Genomic DNA, 18,059 nt, shown 5'->3' on the forward strand with positions numbered 1-18,059 from the left:
ATTTATAATTATAAATTTAAATCTTAAGTTTTTTAATTATAATATAAATTATTAAAGGATTTTTAAATTTATTTTTTAAATAAAGTTTAATTTATTTTAATTATATATTCTTTATCAATTGATTTTGTTTATTTTTTCTATTTTTATTTAAACATTCTAGAAAAATTTATATAATTAATTGTTTATAATCTATTTTGTATCTACATACTTAATGATATATGAATATGTAGATATTTTATTAAAAGAGAGTTGATTATAATGGATAGAAAAATATTATTAATATTAATAGTGATTCTAGTTATAATTGCTTGTGTTGGAGTATATTCATTTAGTTTAAACCCTTCATTTGAGGATACTAATTTAACTACTAATAATACTACTAATGCTACTAATCTCACTATTAATAATTCTACAGTAAATTCTAATTCTAGCAATTCTAATAATGGATCTGATTCACTTGTATCTTCAGATAAATCCAGTTTAAATAATAATGATACTTATTATGAAATGGTTAATGGTGAAAAACATTATATGAGTGAATCAGAATATGCTGAAAAGTATCCAGAAATATATAAAGAAAGAAAAGAAGGTAAATTCCAAGATGTAGCTTAATTTACATCTTTTACCTTTTTTATTTAATTTTTAATTTTTAATGTCTTATTTTATTTCTAAATTTTTGATTATTTTTAATTTTTAATTTTTTTTGATTGTTTTTCATGTTTTTTATTGTTTTTTCAGTTTTTGTTTTTTTTCTTATGGGTTTGTTTTTTTATAGTTGGATTGTTTTTTTTCTTATTATGTTTGTTTTTTTTTATTTTTTTAATTTTGAATAATAATTTTTTAAAATATTTTAAAAACTTAATTTTTAATATTTTGTTTGTTTTTATTAGAATCATTTATAAAATTATAAATATTCACATAGAGTATAAATGTATATAATATAAAATTTCATTTAAAAATTTTAAATAGTAAACAATTATCTTAAAAATTAAATACGTGATTATAATGTATGATTTAGTTAAAGAGGCTGTAAATGATATGGATGCTGCTTTAGAATTATCTAAAGCTGAAAAAGATGTTACTGAAGTAGTTGATGCAATTAGTCAATTACCACTTGATGATGTTTTAAAATTAGGTTCAAATTTTAAGAAATTTCCTCTTGGTTGTGATATTACTGAAGCTGTTGTTGGAACTTGTGCTTCTGATTTAGAAGAAATTGATTTAATAGGTAATTGTTATTTAGCAAATAAATTAGGTACTCCAATTCATATATGTGCATATGCATTTGCAGATATTGGTGAACGTTTTGGTAAAACTGGTTTAGAAGTTATGCAAGAAGTTTATGATGCTGTTGATGTTCCACTTGATTTAGATCACTTTGGTATTAATGGTGCAATGAGATTCCCAAGACCAATTACTGGATGTGGTGGTGATTGTTATAATCAAGGACCAGGGTTTAAAGAATGTCCTAGAGGAAGAATTCATGAACGTCTTATTGATAAAGAATTATCTCAATTAGAAGATAAAGAAGAATGGGTAAAATTATCTTCATCTGTAGCAGTTAATGTTTCAATGCAACAAACTGGTGAAGCACATGCAGCACCAATTAATGAAGCTAAAGATGTAGTTGATCTTGCTAAAAAATATGGTAAAGGTCTTGAAACTATCATGTTTGTTGGTGATGGTTATGATGATGTTATAACTGGTTTTGAAGCAGCTATGAATCTTGGTACTGATGTTTTTGTTATTGAAGGTGGACCATTTAATAGAGCTAAAGATACAACTGAAGCATATGCAAGAACTATTGCTGCAGCTAGAATTTTAACTCCTGGAGGAGTTGTTGCAACTAATGGGGCATATGAACATGAATGTAGAATTGGTCTTAGAGCTGGTTTAAATATGATTATCACTGGTTTTCCTAAAAATCATCATGGTTATATGTGTGGTTATGAACCAGGTACAGCAAAAAGAGGTAAATTCGGTCTTCCACGTGTATTGAAAATTATTAAAGAAGAAGTTCCTTCTTCATATGATTTACCTATTGGTAGAAATGAAATGCTTTCTATTGCAAGAACTGTAAAAATAGTAGGTCCTGATAAAATATATCCAAATAAAATTGGAGACTTTAATCTTGGAGATGCTCATTGGGCTACAATGGTAAATGCTAAAATGTATAAAAATCTTAAAATTAAAGATGATGTTGAAGGTATAGCTTCTAAAGTAAATGGTAATAAAATTGGTTTACTTGGTGGACGTTTCGTTTCATGGGCACTTGCTCAAGAATTAGATAAACAAGGTATTGATGAGATTACTATATCTGATATTGATCCTTGGATTGAAAAAGTAACTGTTAATAATTTACAATCTTGTCTTAATGCTAATATTATACCTGCTCATGGGGATGATAAAGCAATGGCAGAAAATGTTGATACTTCAGTTATTACTTCTACAATGAGACCAATCCATGATGCAATGTTAAGATCAGTTCCTGATGCTATAACATTATTCTAATTTTATTTTTTTTTAAGTGTTTTACTTTTTTTATTTTTTTTATTTTAATATGTTTATTTTTTGAATTCATTTCGTGTTTTTTTTTATTTTAGTGTATTTTATTTTTCTATTGTTTTTTCGTATTTTTTATTATTATTCTCTTTAATTTTATTTTTATTCTTATTTAATTAATATTTAACTTTTGTATGTATTATTACAGGTTTATATTTATTATTATCATTTTAATTTTCTTTTTAGTTTATATGAATTTAATAATATATTTTTTTTAATTAAAGTTTAATTTTAGAAATTTAAGAAATATTAATATTATTTAAATAATAAAACTAAAAGTGATTTTAAAACTATTTCAGATTTAGAAGGTGTATTAATTGAGTATATTTAAAACTGAACCATTTTTAATTGCAGAGATTGGTGTTAATTATTATGATATTGCTAAGAAAGAAAATATTTCAAACATGGATGCTGCAAAATTGATGATAAAAGAAGCAAAAGATGCTGGTTGTGATGGAGTAAAATTCCAATCATATAAAGCAGAAACAATAGCAAGCCGTAATTCACCAGCATATTGGGATTTAAATGAAGAACCAACTAAAAGTCAATTTGAATTATTTAAAAAATTTGATTCATTTGGGGAAAATGAATATCATGAATTAGCTAATTATTGTAATGAAATTGGAATACTATTTTTATCAACTCCTTTTGATTTTGAAAGTGTAAATTATCTTGATAAGTTTATGGATGTATATAAAATTTCATCATCTGATTTAAATAATATACCTTTTATTAAAAAAATAGCTACTAAGAAAAAACCAATTATATTATCAACAGGTGCATCTTATATGAAAGAAGTTGATGAGGCAATAAATGCAATTAGAACTGTTGATTCAGATATTGAAATTGGTTTACTTCATTGTGTACTTTCATATCCAACAAATTATGAAGATGCAAATCTTTTAATGATTAAAAATCTTAAAGAATCTTATCCTGAATTTGAAATTGGATATTCTGATCATACTAAACCTGATGATGAAATGTTAACTTTAACTACTGCTTATCTTTATGGTGCAAAGATTATTGAAAAACATTTTACTTTAGATAAAACTTTAAAAGGTAATGATCATTATCATGCAATGGATCCAAATGATGTACGTAAATTTAAAAGAAATATAGAATTTATAAATAAAATCAATGGACAATATGAAAAAGTTCCATTAGAATGTGAAAAAGAATCAAGGTTACAAGCAAGACGTTCAATTATTGCTAAATATGATATTCCTAAAGGTAATATTATTAAAGAAAGTGATTTAACTTATAAACGTCCAGGTTCTGGAATATCTCCAAATAAAATTAATGAGATTATTGGTAAAAAAGCAATAATTAATATTAAAGCAGATGATATAATAGAATTTAATATGCTCAAATAATCTGATAAATTAGATTTTATTGTGGGTTTTTTTAAGTTGTGCTTTAGTAATCTGATAGGTATGGGTTTATTTTTTTAAATTGTGTTGATAATGGTGAGATTATGGGAAATTATCCGGAGATTGATAATTATTTAGATTTATTATCTAAACAAAGGGAATTATCTAAAAATAAAGAAGAAAATGAAGATGAATTAAATAATATTCAATCAGAAATTGTTTTAGCACAAAGTGATGTAATTCGTGTTGTTGAAAATATTTTAATGGATATGGGACTTAAAAAAAGAAAATTTTTATCTGACTTTGATGTTCATATGAAATTTGATGCAGGTTTAATGATAAAATTTAGAAAGGTTCCCTCAATGGATTTTAAAATAGCTTTTGAAAAGAAAATTGATAATTTAGTATCTGCTAATTATTGTGGTGATGCTAAAAGAGCATTTTTTATGTTTAAATATTAATTAAAAGTTTAGAAATTATTATTTTAAATTTAATTATTGCGTTTTGTATTTATTATTATTTAATTTGAATATATGGTTTTTATTAACTAAGATGTTTAAGATGTAGTATTACTTTTAGTTTATATTAGCTTAATATTGGATTTATTAATAATATTTTAAAGTTTATGGAGATTTAAATATGCATACAGTAAAAGATATTGGAGATAATTTTTTTAAAATTGAAGAAAAATACAATTTAAATCATAGAAATATACAAGGAGTATATTTCTGGCAGATTATTAGAATGTATTTATATTATGATATTACAAAGAAATTAAATACTTTTGAATCTCCACAACAAAAATCTTTATCTATTGTAGATAAGATTAAAACATTTTTACCTTTTATTAAAAATAGCTTATTATCTAATCCATTAAGTAAAAATTATCATAAAGATATTTTAATCTTTGATCATCCAAGAAAAGTATTATATAATAATAAATATATTGATATTTACTCTTATTTTTTACAAGATTATATTAAAGAAGATAATAAATCCTATGAAATTATAGAATCTCCATATTTAAATAAACATTATACTGAGAAATCTGATAATATAAAGTATAATGATAGAATACTTCTTGGATCTTATTTCTATAAAAAAACAAATAAATTAAATTTTACAGATAATGAATTAGATTTAATTGAAAATCTTGAAAGTGAAATTAAAGAGGTTTATAATATTAATATTAATCTTAAACAAATTATAGAAAATCATATTCTTAATTTTAAATATGATTATAATGAATATAAAAAATTATTAATTAAACGTAAACCTAAACAAGTTTATTTAGTTGTTGCTTATGAAAATAAAGCTCTTGTTGCAGCATGTCATGATTTAGATATTCCTGTTTATGAATTACAACATGGTACTATAAGTAAATATCATATGGGTTATTCATATCCTAATGAAAAAGTATTAGATAATAGGATAATTAAATATTTCCCAGATAAATTACTTAGTTTTGGAGAATATTGGAAAGATTCATGTAATTATCCAATAAAAAAAGAGAATATACAGGCAATAGGTTTTTCTTATTTTGAAGAAAATTCTAAGAAATTTAAAAAAATAGCTAAAAAAGATAACCAGTTTCTTTTTATATCTCAAGGAGTAATTGGCAAATATTTATCTAAATTTGCTTTTGAACTTTTGAAAATTATAAATAATGAAAATAAAGATTTTAAAATTATTTATAAACTTCATCCTGGAGAATATTCAAATTGGAAAGAAAATTACCCTGAACTTGTAAATGCTATAAAAAGTGATAAATTTATAGTTATTGATAATAGTAAAACTCCTCTTTATAAGTTATTTGCAGAAAGTAAATATCAAGTTGGTGCATTTTCTACTGGAATTTATGAAGGTTTACAGTTTGATTGTATAACTTATATTGTAAATCTTCCAGGAATAGAATATTTAGATACACTTATAGAAAAGAATATTGTAAAAAAAGTTGATTCTCCTAAAGATTTATTTGATAATATTAATTTTAAACCAAATGATTATAATAAAAATTATTTCTTTAAATCATTTGATAAAGAATTATTTAATAAGATTTTAAATAGTTAATTTATAATATCTTATTATTTTTTATAATTGAATAATTATAATATAAATAGTAAACTTATTTTATTATTTTTTATAATTTAATAAGTATAATAATTTAAACTTATTTTATTTAATTAAATGGTGATATATTGCTTGAATATAAAAGATTTGTTCAAAGAATTGGACTTGTAGGTATTACAAATATATTAATATCTTTAAGTAGTCTTATTTTCATTCCAATTATCACTAAATCATTTACAACTGCAGAATATGGAATGTGGTCACAAATTTTAACTACTGTAGCTTTATTACCTAATATTGCAAATTTAGGATTGCCTTATACTATGGTAAGATTTTTATCTGCAGAAACTGATAAAACAAAATTTAAAGAATCATTTTATCCAATGATTACAACTACAACTATTTCAACAATTATTATTTGTAGTATATTTTTAATATTTGCACAAACTTTAGCAAATAGCTTGTTTAATGGAAATGTGACTATTCTTAGGATTACAGTTATAATATCATTTTTTGCATGTATAAATCTCATGTTAATTTCTTATTATAGAACTATAAAGAAAATGAAAAAATATTCTTTATATCTTGTTCTTCAAAGTTATATTGGAGTATTTGTTTGTATTTATCTTACAATGTCTCATTATCCAATAGAAACTGTTGCATGGGGATTATTCACTGGATATTTTGCAGTATTTTTAATGATGGTAATTAATATTCTACATAATTTAGGTTTTGGATTTAAATTTAGTACTTTAAAAGATGAGATTAAATTTGCACTTCCAACAGTACCAAGTAATATTTCTAGTTGGGTTGTTGATTCTTCAGATAAGTATGTAATAAGTATTATTTTAGGTACTGCTGCAGTAGGTTGTTATTCTCCAGGTTATGCTCTTGGAAGTATTCTTTTAATGTTTTTAAGCCCATTTGCAGTTTTACTTCCTGCAGTACTTCCTGAATACTTTGAAAAAGGAGATATTGATGAGGTTAATAAGTATTTGAAGTATTCAATGAAATATTATTTACTTTTAACAGTTCCTGCTGCTGTAGGTTTAAGTGTACTTTCAAAATCACTTTTATTAAGTATTACTACATTTGATATTGCTCAAAAAGGTTTTATAGTAACTCCATTTGTTGCTTTAGGTGCATTGTTTATGGGAATTTATGGTATTACTAATAATATTCTTATTTTAGAGAAAAATACTAAAATACTTGGTAAATTATGGATTTTTGTTGCTATATTAAATATTATAGTTAATATTTTATTTGTTCCAAAATTTGGTATATTAGGTGCTGCAATTGCAACTCTAATTTGTTATATATTTGCATTTTCAGTAACTACTATTGTGTCAAAAAGGTATATGCCATTACCATATGAACATAAGTCTTCTATAAAGATTATTATTGCTTCACTTATTATGGGACTTGTTGTTTATTTATTAAATCCTATTGGAATAATTAATATTATACTTGTTTCAATATTCGGTGCTTTAATTTACTTTGTTTTAATTTTAGCTTTTAGAACAATTAGTAAAAAAGAGATTAATATGATTAAATCTATTATTTAATTATTTTACCTTTTTTTAAATTATTTTATTTTTATATTTTTTAAAAAGTATTACTTTTTTATAAAAAAGTATTTATATAATGGTATATATAATCTAGTATGAAGTTAATTAAAAAAAGTATTACTAATAATTTAATAAATTATATTAAAATATTAACTTCATTTAATTAAATAATATTTTAAATTATTTAAGAAACACGTAAAACTATTAAAATTAAAATATTTTTAAATTTAATAGTAAATTAAAAAAAATAGAGACTAATACCTTAAAGTAAATAGAATTAATTGGATAAATAATTGTGTCACCTATTTTTTCCAATTTATTCTATATAGCTATTTGATACTAATTTTATATCTTATTATATAATTGTTTTTCTTTTTTAATAGCTATTTTTTTAAAAATAGCTAATACTAATGTACTTATACTTTTATTTAATTATGTTCTTCATTTTCTCTTAATTTTTTATCTTTTTTAAATTCTTTATATTTTATATGTAGTACATTGTTAATATTTTCATATCCATGTTTTAAATCAATGTATCTCATATTTTTTCCAAGTTCTTTTCTTAAATCGAAATTATTAACAAGATTTACAAATGTATTCATAATTTCTTCATCTTTAACATTTATTCCAAGACCAAGATTTATAAATCCATTATCTCTATTTCCAAATACATGTGTAAGTTCTCTTTCATTTTGACATAAACAGATACAAGGAACACCAACAGAAGCAACTTCATACATTGTTCTTCCTGCAGATGTAAATATTATATCAGCATTATACATATATTGACTCATATTCTTTACATTTTTAAGTACTCTTACATTAATATTATTTTCATATTTTGATTCAAAATCTTCTTTATTTGGATAACCAAGTCCAAGAATTACTGTAATACTCTTATTATATCCAGTAGCAAGTATTGCATCTAATGTTTTTTCTGTAAGATTATTTGGATCTGTTCCACCAAAGGTTAAAAGAACTTCAGTAACATCTTCTTTTAAATGTTTGAATGGTTGATAATAGAATTCTCCTCTTAATATATAATAATTAGGTCCAGAGTAAAGATTTGGAATATTATTTTGATGTTCATATAATGCATCAAATATAACATTAGCATATTTTGTTCCTTCACCAATATCTTCAAAATTAACAATAAAATAGCCTAAATCTTTTAATTGTTTCATGTAATTAACATCAGTATTTAATATATCATTTATAACAATATCTGGATTAAATTCCATGATTTTTTCTATTAAATCAGTATCTCCATCATGAGTCATATATTGATAATTATTTTCACTTACAAGTTCAATTCCAAGAGGTTTATTCTCATCAAGTAAAAACATAACATCATGATTTGTAAGTTTTGATGCTAATGAAAGACATCTATAAACATGGCCAGTTCCAATAATATTTGTTGCATCAGTTTTAAGAATTATTCTTTTTTTATTTAATATTTTTTCTGCAACCCACCAGTCCTCATAATTATCAATATCTATACTTTCTTCTTTAGATATTTCAATTAAACCAATATTATCTCCAATACGAGTATTTTCATTTATACAACTTCTTTTTGAACCAAGAATTGCACCAGTTTCTCTATAGGTTTTAGGTAAATATTGTCTATTTAATCTTTCTTTGTATAATGGATAAAATGATTGAGTTTCTTCATCATATCCCCAACTTAAACCTCTATCATCATATACACTTATAATTGTATCAAAATCATTATCTATTAATTGTTTAATTGCATAATCTAGAGTTTCTGTTTTAAGTAGTGGTGAAGTTGGTTGAACTGTAATTACAATATCAAATTCATCCATTAACTTTTTTTCTTCTTTTTCAACAGCATCATATATTACTGGATCAAGTGGAACATCATCTTCTGCAAGTTTAGGACTTCTAAATTGTGTTTCTGCTCCATATTGATGTGCGATTAATTGTATCTTTGTATCATCTGTTGAAACTATTAATTTATCAACATATTTTGATTGTTTAACAGTATCAATTACATGTGCTACTAAAGGTTTGTCTCCTAAAAATCGTATATTCTTTCTAGGGATACTTTTAGATCCTCCTCTAGCAGGGATAATTACAATAACTTGTTTATTCTTGTACATTAGAAAAACCTATAATTTTTTTATAATTAAATATATCTATATTTATTAACATTAACTTATTAAAACTTAATTATTTTTTTAAATTTGTTTAAACATGGTTTTATTAAGATTTTATATAAAATTTTAAAACATTTAAATAACATAATATAATATGATTATTAATTAAATTTATTAAAATTCTTAAGTTTATTTTAAATTTTTATAATTTAAAGTAGAATTCTTAAGTTATTTTTAGATTTTTATATTAATTATTACAGAATATAATAGGACTTAAATATTAATTTTAAAGTTTTTAATAAAAATAAAACTTTTTGGTGTATATAATGAAAAACATGTCTAAAGAACTTATTAGTCGTATAAATGATTTAGCAGTGCCAATTAAAATTATGCATGTATGTGGATCACATGAACATACTATTATGGAAAATGGTATTAGAAGTTTACTTCCTCCTGAAGTTGAAATTGTTGCAGGTCCAGGTTGTCCAGTATGTGTTGTACCATCAAGAGAAATTGATGAAAGTATTCAATTATTAGAAAAAGGAGCTATTATAACTACTTTTGGAGATATGTTAAGAGTTCCAGGTTCTACTTCTTCTCTTGCAGATAAAAAAGCTGAAGGTGGGGATGTAAGAGTAGTTTATGGTATTAATCGTGCTGTAGAAATAGCAGAAAAAACTGATAAAGAAGTAGTATTTATTTCTGCAGGATTTGAAACTACTGCACCAACTACTGCTTCAGAGATATTAAATAAGCCACCTGAAAACTTTTCAATTTTATCATGTCATAGATTAATTTCTCCTGCAATTGACTGGTTAATTAATTCAGGTCAAACAAATTTAAATGCACTTATTGAACCAGGTCATGTTTGTACTATTATTGGTAATAAACCTTTTGAACATTTCTCAAAAGATTATGGTATACCTCAAGTTACTGCAGGATTTAATCCTCTTGATATTTTAATGGCAGTATATATGATTCTTCGTCAAGTTCATAGAGGAGAACCAAAAATAGAAAATGAATATAAACGTGCTGTACGTTATGAAGGAAATACTATTGCTCAAGAAGCTATGAAAGAAGTATTTAAAGTTGGTAGTAGGGAATGGAGAGGTTTCCCAAAAATTCCTAATTCAATTCTTGAAGTAAAAGATGAATTTTCACAATATAATGCACGTGAAAAATTTGATATTGAAGTTAAAGATGTTAAAGATGCACCTAAAGGATGTATTTGCGGCCCAATTTTAAGAGGTTTAAAAAGACCTACTGACTGTAGATTATTTAGACATGAATGTAATCCACTTCACCCAATTGGTGCATGTATGGTATCTAAAGAAGGAACATGTAATATTGCATATAGGTACAGTTCTGATTAATTAAGATTAAGATGTGATATTGTATATTGGTATAGTTCTGATTAATTAAGATTAAGATGTGATATTGTATATTGGTATAGTTCTGATTAATTAAAACTTTTACTTTATATTTTTATTAGAAAATGATTTCTTACTTGATTTTTTAATCTTTTAAGTTTAAGTTTTTTAATTTATATAATTAAACAGAATTTTAAACTTTTAATTTTTATATAGTTAAATCTTTAATCATTTTTTAATTTAGTAAATATTTATTTTAACAATAATGAGGCATATTATGGTAAATATAAAAGCAATTGCTGTAGATATTGATGGAACAATTACAGATAATCATAGAAGATTATGTATATCTGCAATGAAAGCAATTAGGGAAGCTGAGGATAAAGGTATACCAACAATCATTGTTACAGGTAATGTTGCAGATTTTGCATATGCTGCAGAGATATTTATTGGATCTAGTGGTGGTATTGTATTTGAAAATGGTGGAGGTATATTTAAAGAATATGAAAATAATAATGAACTTTTAATCTTTGGTGATAAAACTGAAGTTAATAAAGCTCATGAACATTTAATTAAAGAACTTCCTAATATTATGGTATCTAGTGATAATAAATTTAGAGTAGCTGAGAAATGTTATTATAAAGATAATGTTACAAGGGACCAAGTTGCAGAAATTGTTAAAGATTATAATGTTACTGTATATGATAGTGGATTTGCATTACATATTACAGATCCTAATGTGAATAAAGGTTCTTCACTTATTGAATTATTAAAATGGTTAAATATTTCTGTAGATAATGTTATGGGTATTGGTGACAGTGAAAATGATATTGAATTTTTAAAAGTTTGTGGTTTTAAAGTAGCTGTTGCAAATGCAGATGAAAGACTTAAAAATATTGCAGATTATGTTTGTAATAATAAATATGGTGATGGAGTAAGTGAAGCTATTTATAAATTTGTATTAGATAAGTAGTTTTAAAAAGCTATTTATAAAATAAGTAGTGAAGCTAAATAATTAATTTGTAGTAATGTATTAATTATTGAAATATTTTTATTTTTGGTTAAGCTATTTATTTATATAAAATAGATAATTTATATGTATATTAATTAATAAATTTTAATTCAATCATTTATTTTAATAAAAATTATTTTAGAAGGAATTTTATGTTAAATGAATTATCACAAAAAGCTATTTCTGAAGTTTCAAAATATGCTGATGATTATGAAATTTATATTAGTCAATCAAATGGAATAGAATTAAGTGCTGAAAAAACTGAACTTAATTTTGCAAAAGAAGAAATTCAGGTCGGTATAGGAATAAGCATACTTAAAGATAATAAATTAGGGCATGCTTATACAAGTAATATTGATGAAATTGCACAAACTGCAAAACAAGCTTATCTTAATTCTAAAATTAATGAAGAAGATAAAAATTTTGGTTTTGCACCTAATAGTAAATTTAAACCAGTTAAAGGATTATATGATAAAAGAATTGATGATATTTCACTTGATGAGAGAACAGAATATTTAAATAATATCTTTGATGTTGTATCTGATGAAAAATGTCAAGTAAGTTCTGGTGGATTTTCAGTTGCTAAAGGAGAATCATTAATTGTAAATTCTAATGGTCTTGAAGCTTATGATAAATCTACTGCTTTTGGAGGATATATTGCAGTAAATGTTACTGATAATGGTGAATTATCAAATGCATATGATGGAGAATCTATGTGTAAATTTAATCTTGATGGTGAAAAACTTGCAAGAGATGTATGTAAATTAGCAAAAGATTCACTTCATGGTGAAGCTATTGAAACTAAAGACATGCCAGTAATATTAGATTATCATGCTGCTGCAGGTTTATTGAATAATTTCTTAAATGGAATTAGTGGAGATAATGTTTTACGTGGAAGATCCATTTTAGCAGATAAAATTGGAAAAGAAATAATGAGTCCTAAATTATCTATTTATGATGATAATACTTATGAAGGTGGTCTTTTATCAGGTATTTGTGATGGAGAAGGTACACCTTCACAAAAAACAAGTATTGTAGAAAATGGAGTATTAAAAAACTTTATATTTGATATTTACAATGCTAATAAAGGAAATACTGAAAGTACTTCAAATGGATTTAGAGGTTCATATGCAGGAATTCCAAGTGTAGGAACTTCAAATGTAATATTTGATTTTGATGAAAATGAGGATATTTCTGAAATTGATGAAGGTATTATTGTAAATAGTGTTTTAGGTGCACATACAGCAAATCCAATTTCTGGTGACTTTTCTGTAGAAGCAAGTAATGTATTTAAAATTGAAAATGGGGAAATAACTAAACCAGTTAAAAAAGCTATGATTAGTGGAAACATATATGATTGTTTAAAAGATTGTACTGGTATAAAATCAGATATTAGACAATTAGGTAGCTTTGTAATCCCAAAAATTGGTATTAATTCTTTAAGAGTTATTGGTCAATAACTCTATTTACTTTTTTATTTAGAATAATCTATTTTTATTTAATTTCTATTTTTATAAAATATATTTTAAATTAAAATAATTTTTTTATTAATTTCTTTTATTCTTTTTTATTATTTTAACTACCTTTTTAAAATATTTACTCTTTTTATATTAATTTTATAAATATATTTTTTAGTTTTTTTAGCTAATTTTTAAAAAATAAGTTTTTTAGTATTTTTTGTGTAGTTAATTTTTTTTTTTAAAATAGATTTTTTTTAGTTTTCTGTGTAGTTAGTTTTTTTAAAATAAGTTTTTTACTAAATTCTTTTAATTATCTAAAAAAAGTTTTTAAAATAAGTTTTTATTTTTAATAAATTTTGTAAAATAATTATACTACTAGATTAGCTATTTAAAAAAAGATTAAAAATAGTTAAATAATATATTAACTATTTTATATTTTATTTAAGCTTCATATTTATTATGTAATTCTTTTTTATAATTATTAATAAATATTTTTGCCCAAATGTAACCAAATGTTCCTCCAAGGAAACAACCAAGTACAACTCCAGCATATATTCCGATTAATCCAAATCCAAAAGTAAAGCATAATAAATATGCAAATAATGTTTCAAGAATTAATGATCTAAGTATTGTGATTATTAAAGAGTTTATTCCTTTACCAACTCCCTGAAACATCATTGAAGACATAATTCCATGAGGAACTGCAACTACGAATAAACTTAAAATACTTACTGCTGTTGCAATTTTTGGTGCAAGTGATGCACTTGCAGAGGTATAACTAAATAATAATGCTATTTGTTTAGAGAATATTACCATTATTGCCCCAAGAATAATTGATAATATAAATCCTAATTTTATTGAATAACTATGGGATATTTTAAGATTTTTATAACTATGTGCACCATAAGCTACTCCCGCTACAGTGATTTCTGCAGTTCCAATACCCATAAGAGGTATCATTGCAAGTTGTACAATTCTCATTGCTGCAGTATAAACTCCTACTTGTGCAGTTCCTGCAACTATTGAAAGCATTAAATTAATTGCTATTCCAAGAATTGAAAAGATTACAGTTTCAAGTGTAGATGGAATTGCTACAAGAAATGTGTCTTTTACAATTCCATTTTGATAGTTGAAATTTTTAAAGCTTAAATCAAGATATAAATCTTTTTTAACCCAGAACCAGTAAGACATTATTATACAAGATAATATTGCAGAAATTACAGTAGCCCATGCTGCTCCTGCAATTCCCATATGAAGTATGTAAATAAATACGGGATCTAGAATAATATTTAAAATTGAAGTTATTGCAATTGCATATGTTGATCTTTTCATATCTCCTTCAGATCTAAATATTGCAGATGCTACTCCAGAGTATACAAATACAAGTAATGCTCCAAATATAATATATCCATATTCAAGTCCATAACTTGTTGCACTTCCTGCACCCATTAATACAAGTATTGGTTCCATAAATATTTCCATTATTACTGTAAATATTAATGAAATTATAATTGAAAGTATTATTGCATGTAATGCAGAATTATTTGCTTGATTTGGGTTATCTGCACCAATATATCTTGCTATCAATGAATTTGCACCAGCCCCTAATCCGTTTCCAAGACCTACTAAAATCATAAATAATGGTGTAATAAATCCTATTGCAGCAAGAGCATCAGAACCTAGTCCTGCAACCCAAATACTATCTGCTATGTTATATAACATAATAAGTAGCATTGAAATCATCATTGGCCAACTTAATTTTCTAATTGCTCTTTTAGGCTCTCCAGTAATGACTTCAATGTTTTTATTTTTTTCATTTTTTACAGCCACTCACATACCTCCCTTTTACTTTATTTATTACTATTTAATAATTTAGAATGATTTCATGCTTTGTTTTTTTCTATTTCATTATTTATACAAACAGTTTCAATAGCTATTTCTTTTAATAATTCTTTTAATTCTTTTAAGCTTTCTTTATTTATATTTTTTAGAACTCTTGATTCATAATTTCTAGAAATTTCTTTTATTTTTTTAAAGGTTTCTTCTCCTTTTTTAGTTAATGAAATAATATTTTGGCGTCTATTATCTTCATCAACTTCTCTAATTAGATATCCTTCATCTTCAAGTTTCTTTAGAGATCTTGCTACTGCCCCTTTGTTTATATTACATCCTTTTGAGATTTTTTCTTGATTTATATTATTCTCAAATTGTATGTGGAATAGAATACTTACTTGGGTTGAATTTAATCCAATGCTATTGAATTTATGATTCAAATATTTTGAATAACTTTTTGAAATCATTTGTACATATGTTCCAATAGGAACTTCTGAAGCATCAGCTTCTTTAAATTTTTCAAATGACATATTTTTTCCTCTTTTTAATTTTTTATTAATGAGTATCTTGTTAAAATTAGTTTAAATATAAAATTTTTATTTATTTTTAAAATTCTATTTTTAACTTATTACTTAATTTAATTTCAAAATTTTAATGAGATTAATATGTGTTTTTTATTTTTATAAATAGTAATATATAAACTGTTGCATTAACAACAATTGTTATGTCAACAGTTGATTTTTATATCTTTATTTAAGATTAATAAAAGAATTATATTTCTTTATTTAGTATTTTAATATATTTACTGAATAAAAATTATATTATATCTTTAAAAAATTGAACTTTAACTTATTAAATTATTAAAATTTAATTTCAAAATTTTAAAAAATTTTATTTATATTTAAAAAATAGTTTATAATTTTTATAAAAAGTTAATTTTTTTATTTTAATAATTTTTTTTAAATAAAATAGTTTTTTTTCTTAAAAATTTTAAACAGTTTTATAAATTATATTGTATAATTTTCATTGTATATTTTTCATTTTTGTTTAATCGGAACTTTCCCGTTTTTGAACAATATATAGAAAGATTTATAAATGTTTAATTAATTAATACAAAATATGAAATCTTACGATTTAAGTACTAAAACAAAAAATATTTTAGACAATGTGTGGGATGAACCATTGTCTGTTGAAGATGCGAATTATTTAATGAATTTAAAAGGACATGAAATTTTCTCTTTACTTGAAACTGCTGATAATTTAAGACATGAAATTGTTGGAGATAAAGTTTCTTTTATTAATAATTGTAATATTAATTTTACAAATATTTGTAAAATTAGATGTGGATTTTGTGCATTTGGTAAAGATAGAGATGATTCTGAAGCTTATATTTTAGATGATGATAAAATATTAGCAAAAGCTCAAAATGCTGTTGATAATGGGGCTCGTGAATTCTGTGTAATGGGTGGAGTTTTACCTGAAGCAGATATTGATTATTATGAACATTTATGTAAACTTCTTAAAGGAGAATTCCCAAATGTTATGATTCATGGTTTTTCACCTACTATGATTTTTGATGCATGTAAAGTTTCAGAAATTCCATTAGATGAAGGATTTAAAATACTTAAAAAAGCAGGATTAGATAGTCTTCCAGGTACAGCTGCAGAGATTTTAACTGATAGATCAAGAAAAATTATTTGTCCTAAAAAAGTTACTACTAAAGAATGGGTAGAAGTTGTTAAAGCAGCTCATAAACAGGGACTTGTTGGTTCAGCAACAATGATGTATGGACATGTTGAAACTATGGAAGAACGTGTTGAAACATTAGATATCTTAAGAAAAGTTCAAGAAGAAACTCATGGTTTTACAGAATTTATTACAATGACTTTTATGCAACAATACTCACCAATCTTCTTAGAACAACATCAAAATCTAGGTGCAACTGGTGTTGAAGATTTAAAACTTTATGCTGTTGCAAGATTAATGTTTAAAGATTTAATTCCAAATATTCAAGTTTCTTGGGTAAAAATGGGTTTTAGATTTGCACAAATTTCACTTCTTGCAGGTGCAAATGATTTAGGTGGAACTCTTGGTGGAGATGAATTATCTGCAGCTAGTGGTGCTCCTGATGGTGTTGATGCTTCTATCACTGATCTTGTAAAATTAATTAATGCTCTTGGTAGAACTCCTATTGAAAGAAACACTAAATATACAGAGTTTTATGAAGTTAAACAGTAAATTCTATTAAATATTTTATTTAATTAGTTTTTAGTGATAAAATGGTTAATCCAGAAGATATAGAACCTGAAATTGTTATTATAGAAAATGAAAATCCTTTAGAATTGATTTTAAATGAGTTGAAAGTTTTATCTAATGAATGTGGTCTCGGTGAAGTCAGTTTTAAAGTAAAAAGTGAAGGAGATAATTTTATAAATCTTTTTCAAATTATTATTCCTAAAGATATAGAAGATATTAAAGAATTTGATTGTAGTTTTTATATCTATGAGAAAATTTATGACTTTTGTAGGGATAATGATATTTTATTATCATTATTATCTTCTGAAATTCTTTTTGTTAGAAGATAATTTAAAATAATAGTTTCTTATATATTTTCTTCTGAGATTTTTTAGTTTTTATTATTCTATTTAGAATACTTTTTTTAAGTGTTTTTTTCTTGTTTTTAGTGTTTTTTTATTT

The 18,059-nt window shown here is 23.7% G+C and carries 14 protein-coding genes; 11 read left to right on the top strand and 3 right to left on the bottom strand.

Translation table 11 applies throughout. The annotated features are described in order from the left end of the window. The first annotated feature begins 258 nt into the window (after positions 1–258). The 6 genes from BGI41_RS01620 to BGI41_RS01645 all read left to right on the top strand — a co-directional run bounded on the left by BGI41_RS01620 (position 259) and on the right by BGI41_RS01645 (position 7,567). Positions 259–612, top strand: a complete 354-nt coding sequence (locus BGI41_RS01620; protein ID WP_088538504.1) for a hypothetical protein — start codon at positions 259–261, stop codon at positions 610–612. A 393-nt stretch (positions 613–1,005) separates the two neighbouring features. After that, positions 1,006–2,511, top strand: a complete 1,506-nt coding sequence (gene hmdC / locus BGI41_RS01625; RefSeq protein ID WP_088538505.1) for a 5,10-methenyltetrahydromethanopterin hydrogenase cofactor biosynthesis protein HmdC — start codon at positions 1,006–1,008, stop codon at positions 2,509–2,511. A gap of 368 nt (positions 2,512–2,879) precedes the next feature. Continuing rightward, entirely contained in the window at positions 2,880–3,935 is a 1,056-nt protein-coding gene (locus BGI41_RS01630) for an N-acetylneuraminate synthase family protein (RefSeq protein WP_088538506.1), read from the top strand. Between the two features lie 101 nt (positions 3,936–4,036). Continuing rightward, entirely contained in the window at positions 4,037–4,393 is a 357-nt protein-coding gene (locus tag BGI41_RS01635) for a hypothetical protein (RefSeq protein WP_088538507.1), read from the top strand. A 178-nt stretch (positions 4,394–4,571) separates the two neighbouring features. Beyond that, positions 4,572–6,002, top strand: a complete 1,431-nt coding sequence (locus tag BGI41_RS01640) for a sialyltransferase (protein WP_088538508.1) — start codon at positions 4,572–4,574, stop codon at positions 6,000–6,002. 128 nt (positions 6,003–6,130) lie between these two features. After that, positions 6,131–7,567, top strand: coding sequence for a polysaccharide biosynthesis C-terminal domain-containing protein (locus tag BGI41_RS01645; RefSeq protein WP_088538509.1), 1,437 nt, complete (start codon positions 6,131–6,133; stop codon positions 7,565–7,567). Between the two features lie 431 nt (positions 7,568–7,998). Here BGI41_RS01645 and BGI41_RS01650 read toward each other — a convergent pair whose 3' ends face one another. Beyond that, entirely contained in the window at positions 7,999–9,690 is a 1,692-nt protein-coding gene (locus tag BGI41_RS01650; protein WP_088538510.1) for a cytidylyltransferase domain-containing protein, read from the bottom strand. 323 nt (positions 9,691–10,013) lie between these two features. On the opposite strand from BGI41_RS01650, the gene hypD reads away from it, so the two are divergent. From hypD to BGI41_RS01665, 3 genes are all read left to right on the top strand, one after another. Then, a complete protein-coding gene (gene hypD, locus BGI41_RS01655) occupies positions 10,014–11,060 on the top strand; it encodes a hydrogenase formation protein HypD (RefSeq protein WP_088538511.1) in 1,047 nt (348 codons plus the stop codon). Between the two features lie 274 nt (positions 11,061–11,334). Continuing rightward, positions 11,335–12,030, top strand: coding sequence for a phosphoglycolate phosphatase (locus BGI41_RS01660; protein ID WP_088538512.1), 696 nt, complete (start codon positions 11,335–11,337; stop codon positions 12,028–12,030). Between the two features lie 191 nt (positions 12,031–12,221). Next, positions 12,222–13,529 carry a TldD/PmbA family protein gene (locus tag BGI41_RS01665; protein ID WP_088538513.1) on the top strand — a complete coding sequence of 436 codons (1,308 nt, stop codon included), beginning with the start codon at positions 12,222–12,224 and terminating at the stop codon, positions 13,527–13,529. Positions 13,530–13,970: 441 nt separating this feature from the next. Here BGI41_RS01665 and BGI41_RS01670 read toward each other — a convergent pair whose 3' ends face one another. Together BGI41_RS01670 and BGI41_RS01675 are read right to left on the bottom strand one after the other, a co-directional pair. Next, entirely contained in the window at positions 13,971–15,359 is a 1,389-nt protein-coding gene (locus tag BGI41_RS01670; protein ID WP_233126295.1) for an MATE family efflux transporter, read from the bottom strand. Positions 15,360–15,412: 53 nt separating this feature from the next. Next, positions 15,413–15,892, bottom strand: coding sequence for a MarR family winged helix-turn-helix transcriptional regulator (locus BGI41_RS01675; protein ID WP_088538514.1), 480 nt, complete (start codon positions 15,890–15,892; stop codon positions 15,413–15,415). Positions 15,893–16,481: 589 nt separating this feature from the next. On the opposite strand from BGI41_RS01675, the gene cofH reads away from it, so the two are divergent. Together cofH and BGI41_RS01685 are read left to right on the top strand one after the other, a co-directional pair. After that, the gene (gene cofH, locus BGI41_RS01680) at positions 16,482–17,600 is read left to right on the top strand and encodes a 5-amino-6-(D-ribitylamino)uracil--L-tyrosine 4-hydroxyphenyl transferase CofH (protein ID WP_088538515.1); all 1,119 of its coding nucleotides are present in this window, start codon (positions 16,482–16,484) and stop codon (positions 17,598–17,600) included. 41 nt (positions 17,601–17,641) lie between these two features. Next, positions 17,642–17,947, top strand: a complete 306-nt coding sequence (locus BGI41_RS01685) for a hypothetical protein (protein ID WP_088538516.1) — start codon at positions 17,642–17,644, stop codon at positions 17,945–17,947. The last annotated feature ends 112 nt before the right edge of the window (positions 17,948–18,059 follow it).

Origin of the sequence: Methanobrevibacter sp. 87.7 (assembly GCF_002208625.1) — an archaeon.
In the GTDB taxonomy this organism is placed as follows: domain Archaea; phylum Methanobacteriota; class Methanobacteria; order Methanobacteriales; family Methanobacteriaceae; genus Methanarmilla.

What these genes read in the sequence shown, in the direction of transcription:
- BGI41_RS01620 (WP_088538504.1), top strand. Translation starts at nt 259, where the DNA reads ATGGATAGAAAAATATTATTAATATTAATAGTGATTCTAGTTATAATT.
- hmdC (WP_088538505.1), top strand. Translation starts at nt 1,006, where the DNA reads ATGTATGATTTAGTTAAAGAGGCTGTAAATGATATGGATGCTGCTTTA.
- BGI41_RS01635 (WP_088538507.1), top strand. Translation starts at nt 4,037, where the DNA reads ATGGGAAATTATCCGGAGATTGATAATTATTTAGATTTATTATCTAAA.
- BGI41_RS01640 (WP_088538508.1), top strand. Translation starts at nt 4,572, where the DNA reads ATGCATACAGTAAAAGATATTGGAGATAATTTTTTTAAAATTGAAGAA.
- BGI41_RS01650 (WP_088538510.1), bottom strand. Translation starts at nt 9,690, where the DNA reads ATGTACAAGAATAAACAAGTTATTGTAATTATCCCTGCTAGAGGAGGA.
- hypD (WP_088538511.1), top strand. Translation starts at nt 10,014, where the DNA reads ATGAAAAACATGTCTAAAGAACTTATTAGTCGTATAAATGATTTAGCA.
- BGI41_RS01660 (WP_088538512.1), top strand. Translation starts at nt 11,335, where the DNA reads ATGGTAAATATAAAAGCAATTGCTGTAGATATTGATGGAACAATTACA.
- BGI41_RS01665 (WP_088538513.1), top strand. Translation starts at nt 12,222, where the DNA reads ATGTTAAATGAATTATCACAAAAAGCTATTTCTGAAGTTTCAAAATAT.
- BGI41_RS01675 (WP_088538514.1), bottom strand. Translation starts at nt 15,892, where the DNA reads ATGTCATTTGAAAAATTTAAAGAAGCTGATGCTTCAGAAGTTCCTATT.
- cofH (WP_088538515.1), top strand. Translation starts at nt 16,482, where the DNA reads ATGAAATCTTACGATTTAAGTACTAAAACAAAAAATATTTTAGACAAT.
- BGI41_RS01685 (WP_088538516.1), top strand. Translation starts at nt 17,642, where the DNA reads ATGGTTAATCCAGAAGATATAGAACCTGAAATTGTTATTATAGAAAAT.